Origin of the sequence: Pseudomonas sp. 9.2(2024) (assembly GCF_039695385.1) — a bacterium.
GTDB classification, from domain to species: Bacteria; Pseudomonadota; Gammaproteobacteria; order Pseudomonadales; family Pseudomonadaceae; genus Aquipseudomonas; species Aquipseudomonas paraglycinae.
This window is the reverse complement of sequence record NZ_CP155585.1, coordinates 1,748,597-1,758,091: the sequence shown is the minus strand read 5'-3', so window position 1 is coordinate 1,758,091 and position 9,495 is coordinate 1,748,597. Positions and strand designations below refer to the sequence as shown.

The 9,495-nt window shown below is 56.1% G+C and carries 10 protein-coding genes and 1 tRNA gene; 6 read left to right on the top strand and 5 right to left on the bottom strand.

Features of this window, described 5'->3' with window-relative positions:
* Positions 1-29: 29 nt before the first annotated feature.
* The 4 genes from ABFB52_RS07890 to ABFB52_RS07875 all read left to right on the top strand — a co-directional run bounded on the left by ABFB52_RS07890 (position 30) and on the right by ABFB52_RS07875 (position 2,866).
* Positions 30-722 (top strand): pseudouridine synthase, encoded by a 693-nt coding sequence (locus ABFB52_RS07890; protein WP_129972874.1) that lies wholly within the window; start codon positions 30-32, stop codon positions 720-722.
* Positions 723-1,038: 316 nt separating this feature from the next.
* Positions 1,039-1,923, top strand: a complete 885-nt coding sequence (locus ABFB52_RS07885; RefSeq protein WP_129972875.1) for an alpha/beta hydrolase — start codon at positions 1,039-1,041, stop codon at positions 1,921-1,923.
* A gap of 170 nt (positions 1,924-2,093) precedes the next feature.
* Positions 2,094-2,167: transfer RNA gene (locus ABFB52_RS07880), tRNA-Gly, on the top strand.
* A gap of 288 nt (positions 2,168-2,455) precedes the next feature.
* Entirely contained in the window at positions 2,456-2,866 is a 411-nt protein-coding gene (locus ABFB52_RS07875) for a PaaI family thioesterase (protein ID WP_039772722.1), read from the top strand.
* A gap of 254 nt (positions 2,867-3,120) precedes the next feature.
* Here the strand turns inward: ABFB52_RS07875 and ABFB52_RS07870 are convergent, their stop codons facing one another.
* Positions 3,121-3,999, bottom strand: coding sequence for an ATP-binding protein (locus ABFB52_RS07870; protein WP_256656672.1), 879 nt, complete (start codon positions 3,997-3,999; stop codon positions 3,121-3,123).
* Positions 4,000-4,545: 546 nt separating this feature from the next.
* A complete protein-coding gene (locus ABFB52_RS07865; RefSeq protein ID WP_129972876.1) occupies positions 4,546-4,914 on the bottom strand; it encodes a DUF6124 family protein in 369 nt (122 codons plus the stop codon).
* Positions 4,915-5,443: 529 nt separating this feature from the next.
* Here ABFB52_RS07865 and ABFB52_RS07860 point away from each other — a divergent pair.
* The gene (locus tag ABFB52_RS07860; protein ID WP_129972877.1) at positions 5,444-6,172 is read left to right on the top strand and encodes a class I SAM-dependent methyltransferase; all 729 of its coding nucleotides are present in this window, start codon (positions 5,444-5,446) and stop codon (positions 6,170-6,172) included.
* A gap of 40 nt (positions 6,173-6,212) precedes the next feature.
* On the opposite strand, the gene tam is transcribed toward ABFB52_RS07860, so the two are convergent.
* Positions 6,213-6,983 (bottom strand): trans-aconitate 2-methyltransferase, encoded by a 771-nt coding sequence (tam, locus tag ABFB52_RS07855; RefSeq protein ID WP_127797181.1) that lies wholly within the window; start codon positions 6,981-6,983, stop codon positions 6,213-6,215.
* 162 nt (positions 6,984-7,145) lie between these two features.
* Complete coding sequence (locus tag ABFB52_RS07850; RefSeq protein WP_129972878.1) at positions 7,146-8,231, bottom strand: type I restriction endonuclease; 1,086 nt, start codon at positions 8,229-8,231, stop codon at positions 7,146-7,148.
* A 225-nt stretch (positions 8,232-8,456) separates the two neighbouring features.
* Here ABFB52_RS07850 and ABFB52_RS07845 point away from each other — a divergent pair, with 225 nt between their 5' ends.
* The gene (locus tag ABFB52_RS07845; RefSeq protein ID WP_011332870.1) at positions 8,457-8,867 is read left to right on the top strand and encodes a low affinity iron permease family protein; all 411 of its coding nucleotides are present in this window, start codon (positions 8,457-8,459) and stop codon (positions 8,865-8,867) included.
* Between the two features lie 49 nt (positions 8,868-8,916).
* Here ABFB52_RS07845 and ABFB52_RS07840 read toward each other — a convergent pair whose 3' ends face one another.
* Positions 8,917-9,420 (bottom strand): DUF4142 domain-containing protein, encoded by a 504-nt coding sequence (locus ABFB52_RS07840; RefSeq protein ID WP_129972879.1) that lies wholly within the window; start codon positions 9,418-9,420, stop codon positions 8,917-8,919.
* Between the last annotated feature and the right edge of the window lie 75 nt (positions 9,421-9,495).

The following is a 9,495-nucleotide window of genomic DNA, read 5'->3' as shown; positions in this document are numbered from 1 at the left end:
CGCGCCCCGCTTCCTGCCGATTGCTGATCATGCGTGTCGACCGTTTCCTGAGTAACCTGCCCCGCTACAACCGCAAGCAGGTTCGCCTGTTGCTGGTGGAAAAGCGCGTGCGCATTGACGGAAAAGTCGTCAGCGATCCCCACAGCGAAGTCCTTGAGTTCAGCCGCGTGGAGGTCGACGACGAAGTGCTGCAACCCGGCAAACCGGCGCGCTACTTCATGCTGAACAAACCGCAGGGCTGCGTCAGCGCCACCCGCGACCCCGAACATCCGACCGTGTTCGACCTGATCCACGAGCCGGACAAGGACGACCTGCACATCGCCGGGCGCCTCGACTTCAACACCACCGGATTGATGCTGATCACCAACGACGGCAACTGGTCGCGACGCCTGACCCAGCCGCAGACCAAACTGCCGAAGGTCTATTACGTCGAGACCGAACAGGAGATCGGCCCGGAATATGCGATCAAGTTCGCAGAGGGGATCTACTTCGCCTTCGAGGACCTGACCACCCAACCGGCGCAGCTGCAAGTGCTCGGCCCGCGAACGGCGCGGTTGAGCATCGTCGAAGGTCGTTACCATCAGGTGAAGCGCATGTTCGGCCACTTCAACAACAAAGTGCTGCGCCTGCACCGCGAATCCATGGGCCCGCTGCCGCTCGATCACGCGCTAAAACCGGGCGAGTACCGCGCCTTGCGCACCGAAGAGATTCATTTGTTCTAAGCAGCCGACCGCTCAGCAGAAGTTGTCGAACAATTTACTAACGGCACTTGCGCGATCCGGATCCCCCTGCTTGAATCAGGACGTCGGCCAAATTGTGACCGATGAGTCACACATAACATCCAAGAAACTTTTTGTCGGTAGACAGCCCATCAGGGCTGCGCCTCAGCCGGCAGATTGCCCGCCAATAACAATACCCGTCGACCTGCCGTTCCGGATCGACATGGGCTCCAAAATTCCAGGCATATGCCTACCTGTCACAAAGCTCGTGCAATCTCATTTGCGCGCATACCCGCTTGCTTGCCAGGAGTCTTATGACATGAGGCCAGAAATCGCTGTGCTGGATATACAGGGTCAGTATCGGGTTTACACGGAGTTCTATCGCGCAGACGCCGCAGAAAAGACCATCATCCTGGTCAACGGCTCGATGGCCACGACTGCGTCGTTTGCACAAACCGTGAAAAATCTGCACCCGCAATTCAACGTGGTCTGCTACGACCAGCCCTACGCGGGCAAGTCGAAAGTCCACAACCGCCACGAGAAACATCTGACGAAAGAAGTCGAAGGTCTGATCCTGCTGGAGCTGATCGATCACTTCGCCGCCGAGCACGTGCTGTCGTTCTCCTGGGGTGGCGCCGCGACCATGGTCGCCCTCGCGCATCAGCCTCGGCGCATCGAAAAAGCCGTGATCAGCTCGTTCTCCCCGGTGATCAACGCGCACATGCTTGATTACCTTGAGCGCGGCGTCGAATGCCTCGGCCAACGTGACGGCGACCGGGTCGGCCACCTCGTCAACAACACCATCGGCAAACACCTGCCGTCGCTGTTCAAGCGCTTCAACTATCGCCACGTCAGTAGCCTGGCCGAGCACGAATACGGGCAGATGCATTTCCACATCAACGACGTGCTGCACAGCGACCGTCAGTGCTATTTGAATGCGGCGAAGAAAATCAACGTACCGGTGCTGTTCCTGAACGGCGAATGGGACGAATACACCGCCGCCGAAGACGCCCGACTATTCGGCAACCATGTCGCGCAGAGCACCTTCACTACCCTGCAGGCCACCGGGCACTTCCTCGACATGGAACACAAATCGGCCTGCCGGGACAGCCAGAACGCCCTGCTCGGTTTCCTGAAACCGGCGCAACAGGCCAGCCGAACGCGTTACCAGTTTGTCCAGGATCACCATGCATTGGCCATTTGAAACAGTGTCGTCGCGAGCAAGCCTGCGAGGCTGAGATTCAGCCGTCCTCCAGCCCGCAGCGCTTGCCCGCGATTGACCGATTTCGGCTCTGTTTCAGGACTTTCCGTAGTTCGCGTGCAAAGAAAACTTCAAATCCGTGGCCGAGTCTGGTACAAAGTCAGCCGCTCTGAGCGGGTGTCGTATAATGGCATTACTCCAGCTTCCCAAGCTGATAACGAGGGTTCGATTCCCTTCACCCGCTCCAATCGAATTTATGTCCTGCGTCGTGGTTTGACGGGGGATGCGCAAACAGAAAAAACCGGCCTTGATGGCCGGTTTTTTTGTGTCCGGGATTTGAGTTTTCATTAGTAAATCCAAAGATCGCTACCGTCGAAACAACCCTGCCCCTACTGCTCCATCGTGATCAGCTTATCGCTGCAAATTCCCCATACGCATGATCCTTCTCCGACGGCGAAATCAGGATTAAACCCTCTAAGCTACGCTCCGTATCCAGGCTAAATAAGCTGGTAACCAACCGGAAGAGGGATCGACCATGAACGACACCGCTATCCCCGAGGGCTTCACTCCGCTGACCCGCAGCAGTCCGCTGCTCGACTTGCTTGGCCCGATCTATACCAGAGGCAGTGGCTTGCAACTTGAAATCGGTCTGCGGACAGACTCACGACATGCCAACGGACGGGGCACGTTGCATGGCGGTGTATTGGCGACTTTGGCGGATGTCGGCATGGGTTACGCCATGGCATTCTCCAGCGACCCTCCCCTGCCATTGATCACGGCGAGTATGACCCTGGACTATCTCAGCGCGGTGCAGATCAATGAGTGGCTTGAGGTACGCGTTGAGCACTCCAAAAAAGGACGGCAGCTGGCGTTTGCCACTGTTGGGTTGCATGTCGGTGATCGAATGGTTGCCCGTGCCAGTGCGGTGTTCGCGGTGCCGCAGTAGTATCCCCCCTGCATCCAACCGGTCTTGATGACCGGTTTTTTGTGTCTGGGATGTGGAGCAAGCCGAATGAATCAGAACACACTCAACAATGGTGCACGCGTAACCTCAACTGCAGCTAACTCCATTTAATTGTGAGTTATCCCGACTAAACCGAGATAAGCCCCAAACTGTTGGAGTTAGAAGCAGCCAGCGGTTTCCACTTTCACGCGGGATCAGTCGCGCATTCTGGTCTCAGTCTCGCGTCTGAGACCGGTTCATCCTTGTCGACGCATATATTCCGCAAAAAGTGGGACGGTGAAATTCAAGTAGCCGTGATCTGTGCTGTAGATCATTCCTTTAAAGATTATGTTGGCACGAGTCGGACCAAGCGATGACTGTGTACGCCCCATCGCTTTCGCAATATCGGCCATTGCATAGGGGCCATCCCCGAGCTCCGACATCGTCTTCACGAACTGCACTTCCGACTTTGTCAGTCGATCAATGCGCACCCTGAAAAAGCCCGCATCAAGAGAAGCCAACGTCTCCGCGTATGAATGGTCCACATCTTCGACTGTGATTTCAGGTCCTTCAGCGTTGTTCCAAGCAGTGGATGCCCACTCTTGAAGGAAGAAAGGATACCCTCTCGTCCGATCAACAATATTGCCAAGTGCTGCGAGTTCGATCGAAGCCTCCTCATCCGCGATTGGCTTCTGAACTGCTTGAATTGCAGATACTTGATCAAGCGCATCAACCGCAGGGTATAGAAAAAGCCGCTCTGCGTAGGATTTTGCTTCGCCTGCCAAACGAGCAACCTGGGGAAGACCAGCACCGACGAGAAGTACCGGCAGCCCTTCTTGAGACATGTGATGGATCGACACAATAAGCGCAGATAAATCTGCTTCGGAAAGGTACTGAACTTCATCAATCAGAAGAATCCAGCCTTTGCCTGCAGCTTGCGCAGCTTGACCTATCACGGCAAAAAGGTCTGGAAGATCGTATTGAAGATCCCCGCTGTCAGCGAATCCTGGCTCCGGTTCGACACCAATCTCCACGCCTGCGATATCGATCTTGAAAATAGAGGCGAAACCGCGCAAACCATTCAGTCCACGGGTCGCAATTTGCTTGGCAGCTTCTACTGCAGAAAGTGAGCGCATGACTTTGCGCATTTCAGGAAAGAGAAGGCGTGCAAGACTTTCACGCTCCGGAGCCTCTACTTTTGAAACGAGAAGTCCCTCTTCCCTCGCAATTTTTCCAATCTCGTTCCAGCAGTACCGTTTTACCCGTGCCTCTCAATCCAAGAAGCATGATGGATCGGGCGCTTCGTCCGTTGATGGCTCGCCCACATGAAATCCTGGCTGCCTCAAGGATTGTGTCGCGTCCTGCCAACTCAGGCGGTCTGCTGCCTGCGCCTGGAGCGAATGGATTACGGTATGGATCCATGAAAGCCTCACAAATGCTTGTCTCTACACGAATATATCGTTGTATAGCAGATATCCCTATACACCCTTAGATTTCACTATATTTTGCTATTTATTGGGCTGAACTCTGTCACCCACACAAGCATTGCGTCTGAAATACTGACTCGAATACTCGCCCGATACGGACTTCGACAACACTCGACGCTTTGCAGCCAGGTTGAAATGAAACTAAAAACCGGTCGCGATGACCGGTTTTTTTATGCCTGCCAGAACAGCTGCATTTCAGTCCTTCACCTCAACATGATCCAGCGCTTGATTCACCGCCAATTCCCCCAGCATCACCAGTTGCGCAATGCCTATCGCGGTTCTGCGGTGGGCGGGGTCGAGGGTGGCGGCGAAGTTGTTGAGCATCTCGGATGCCGAGCCCAGTGACTCGCTGGCGTTGGCCAGCAGGGATTCGGTGTCGTAGGCAGGGTTGGCGAAGTACATCGGGTCGGGTTGGTTGTTCGTGCCCATGACATGGGCGCCGGGGCAGAGGTAGTGATCGAGGGCGCGGTTGGCAGCGTCGTGGAGTTTTCTGCAGTCGATCGAGACGTACGGGGATGTTGGGTCGGTTTCGACTTCGGGGGGATTCGGGGTTGGCTTCTTCATAATGGCTTCTTTCTGGTCGATAGGTGGAGCTGACCTACTCGGTTCCAATCGAAGAGGTGGCAGCTGTACACGAGTTGGAACCCGGGCGAAAAAAGCCAAAAGCCCGACAGACTCGAAGTCTCTCGCGCACAGCCGCCATAACAGAGTGCACACCATGAAGGCGGGCAAGCATACGTCATGAAAGCTGCTTTTGCTTTTTTGGGAAGTCGCCGGGGTTCCAATCCCGATCGCCGATTCATCAGCGACCCTCACAGGCTAGAGTCCGCACTTCCGACGGACAACCTGAAAACCTTGTGGGAAGGTTCAGTAAACAGGGCCAACTCTTTAAACATCCCGTATCGAAAAACCGCGTTTACAGATCCCCAACACTCCCCCGGTTCTCACACTCGCCACGACCCGCTAGCATTTCCCCATCGCCCACCACCCTCCCCCTGCGCGGCCATCGACGAATACGCGCCATCACGTTTCGAGGGATTCAAAACCGTGGCCTGCGAGCCACCCAAATCAAATTCAAAAGAGCATCAAATCCATGACCCAGAACATCTACGACGACCCCGAGTTTTTCCAGGGCTACAGCCAGATGAACCGCTCCATCGGCGGCCTCGATGCCGCGCCGGAATGGCCGGTGCTGAAAGCCTTGTTGCCCTCCCTGCACGGTTTGCAGGTAGTGGATCTGGGCTGCGGCTACGGCTGGTTCTGCCGCTGGGCGAGCGAAAACGGCGCTGCCCAAGTGCTGGGGCTGGATGTCTCGGAGAAAATGCTCGAGCGGGCGAAGGAAACCACCTCGGCCGCGAACATCCGCTACGAACGTGCCGACCTGGAACACCTCGACTTGCCTGCGTGCACTTACGATCTGGCCTACAGCTCACTGGCCCTGCACTACATCAAGGATCTCTCAGGGCTGTTTGCCAAACTGCATACGGCGCTTAAACCCGGTGCGCATTTTGTGTTTTCCATCGAGCACCCGATCTTCATGGCGCCGCGCAATCCGGGCTGGCTGATCGACAGCGAGGGCCACAAGCGCTGGCCGCTGGACAGTTATCAAATGGAGGGCGAGCGGGTGACCAACTGGCTGGCCGATGGCGTGATCAAGCAGCATCGCACGGTCGGCACGCTACTCAACGCGTTGATAGGCGCCGGATTCACGATTCAACACGTCAATGAATGGGGCCCGAGCGATGCCGAAGTGGCCGCGCAACCGGCGCTCGCTGAAGAGCGTGAGCGGCCGATGATGATGCTGGTCGCCGTACAACGCTGACTCCAAAAGAAAGGGCCGATCAAGTCGGCCCTTTTTCATTTCAACGTGTGGCGACAATGAACAACCGCGGAAACGGCAACAACACCGAACCATCCGCCAGCGCCGGATAAGCCTTCGCAACCTCCGCCAGATATTGCGCCAGATAGTCCGCCCGCTCGGCTTCCGTCAACGGACTGAGAAACGGAATCAGACCGCTACCCTTGAACCACTCGACAACGCCGGAAGCCCCGCCCGCCAACTGATGGTGATAGGTGGTGCGCCACACATCGACCCGCGCGCAATGCGGCCGCAGCATCGAGAAATAAGCACTGGCATCCGCCATTTCCGTCCGCTGCCCCGCCGCACCGGCCAGTTTGCTGGCCCACGGCCCGTTGGCAGCCACCTCACGCATCAACCGATGGGACGGCTCGTTGAGGTTGTCCGGCATCTGAATCGCCAGACTGCCACCCTGCGCCAACTTGCCCGCCAGTGCCGGCAACAACGTCGCGTGATCCGGCACCCACTGCAAAACAGCGTTGGCAAAGATCACATCGAACGGCCCTTCATCGGCCCATTTATCGATGTCCGCCACCTCGAACTGCAACTGCGGCAGACGCTTGCGCGCGGCGTCGATCATGTCCGGCGAACTGTCGAGCCCCTGCACTTTCGCCCCCGGAAAACGCTCCACCAACAACTCGGTCGAGTTGCCCGGGCCACACCCGATATCCACCACGGAACGCGCCTCGGGCGTGGGAATCGCCGCCAGCAAGTCGCGGGCCGGGCGGGTGCGTTCATCTTCGAAAGTGACGTATTGCTTGGCGGACCAGGTCATTGCGTTCTCCTGTCAGGACTTTTGCAGTGGTTCGCTACGATACATCGACTCCCTGTGCATTCCCTATCCGACTTAAGACGTGACGGCAGCACGCGACTTTTTTCGCGGACTTCGCTTGCATAAAAAAACCGGCCGATGGCCGGTTTTTTGGAAAGTCTCGCACTAGTCGTAATAGCCCACGGTCTTTTTCAACTGATCTGAATACTCGTAGATATCATCCACGGAGTTAATGGGATGGCGGGTTTCGTTTTTCTCCTCGTCGAAAATGCCGATGTACTTCTGCGAACGGTTGAAGTGCAGGCGGCAAATCGGTTTTCGGTTGTTGTCATCAAGCAGGATCCCGAAGTAGCTCTGCGTGTCGCGCTGAACGATTCGTTTAGCATCGACAATCGATCGAACGACCGCCCGAACAATGTGATACCCCTCCAATTCCTCCAGAGTGGTCAAAACCTTATCGTCGGATTCGTCACGGGGATCTACCGGATCTGTTCCACCAGACGCAGCCGGAATAGATGCCAGCGTCGGCTGGATCGTGCCGCTCATGGCCGACTTGAGGCGGTCATTGATCTGATCGTTGAGAAACTGAACGACCGCTTTTCTCGTCAGCTCATGAAACTGGTCCCGCACTTTTTGCGTAATGACCCCGTCATAGACTCGCGAAGCGAACACTTTGACGAAGTCGTCATCGGGCTTACTGACCTGCGAGGCGATAACTTTTTTGATCTGGCTGACGTATTTCAACTCACCTGCCGCGTTGATGATCGAATCAACGTCGAACGCAGACTTTGTAAGTTTGATGAGCTCTGGCACCGAGTATTCATCGATATCCAGGAGGTCCAGTTCAAGGAAGGGTTTCTCATCCATCTTGTTCGGCGCATCCAGGTCAGTGAAGAACTTGTAGACCTGGCCGTTGGTGAGGATGGAGATTCGGGCACTGGTAACGTGGAAATAACGAAACAGCTGCGAGGCGTGATTGATGTGCAGTGGCTCGCCGATTTTCTTGCACTCGATGAGGATCTGCACCTCGCCCTCTTTCATGATGGCGTAATCGATTTTTTCGCCCTTCTTCGTGCCGATATCGCAAACGAACTCCGGCGTCACCTCTGTCGGGTCAAATACGTCGTAACCCAGAACAGTACTGATGAAGGGCATGACAAACGCGTTTTTTGTCGCCTCTTCTGTCTGGATTGCAGCGCTCTGCAACCGGACTTTGGCGGCAAGACTGGCTAACTTTTCGAAGAATTCCATGAGCGGCCTCTGACTGGGTTTCTATCCGTGCACTCGCATGCTGGCAAATTGACTGCCATTTCATCCTAGACGCAAACCCATACAAAGAAAGTTCCCACTTCCAAAAGCGTTCAAAACCGTGACTTGGAGCAGTCAAGTTTCAGAGACAGCAAGTCTCTGTCAGTAGAATTTTCCGCATCCCTGCGATGTCTGAATTTCAAGCTCCCCCCAACAAGGAACACGGCCATGAAATTCGCAAAGATTTCGCAAACGCTGGCGCTCTGGGCCGGCAGCCCCAAGACGTTCATGGGGGCTTTGATTCTGATCGGGCTCTGGGGGTTGAGCGGGCCGATTTTCGATTACAACGACACCTGGCAACTGATCATCAACACCTCGACCACGATCATCACGTTCCTGATGGTGTTCCTGATCCAGAACACCCAGAACCGCGACACCGACATCCTGCATTTGAAACTCGATGAGCTGCTGCGGGTGAACAAGGAGGCGCAGAACGCGATGCTCGGGCTGGAGTCGCTGGATCTCAAGCAGCTGGAAGCGCTGCGCCGGCATTACCGGGCCATGGGCGAGAACGAGGTGTTTGACCTGGAAGGTCTGGGGGACAAGAGCAAGCCGAAGCAGGATCTGAATGAATGCTGACAGGCAATAAAAACGGCGCTAAAAAAGCGCCGTTTTTATTGCTGCGGATTCAGCGACTGGCCTGAAGAGCCCGAGCCATTTCCAGATGACTCTGCAGTTTCGGCAGGGTCTCGTCGGCAAACGCCTTGATCTCGGGCACGTCGGTGGTCTGGGCTTCCTGCTGGATCTGCTGAATGGCCTCTTCCGTGGCTTTGACCTGGCTGGCGGCGTAGGCCTGATCGAAGCTGGCGCCTTCTTTGACTTCCGGCATCAACGCTTTGGCCTTGTCGGCGACTTCTTCGCGTGGCGCCACCGGGAGATCCAGTTTCTTGGCGATTTTCGCCAGGTGCTGGTTGGCGGTGGTGCGGTCGTTGATGACGACGATGGTGTAATCCTTGACCTCTTTGGATTCAGCCTTGCTGTGCGCCAGACGACTGGCCTCGATGTCGGCCATGCCTTTGGCCGAAGCTTCGTTGATGAAGTCGGCGGGCGACTGGGCAAACGCGCTGCTGGCGAACAATCCCAGCAGGCTGACAAAACTGATGCGGCGTACTCGGGTGGCCATCCGGCTCATGGTCGCGCCCTCCTTCTTTGCAGATTCAAGCGGGAGCTTGCGCCCCCGCCTCTCAATCAAAACAACCTTCGCCGA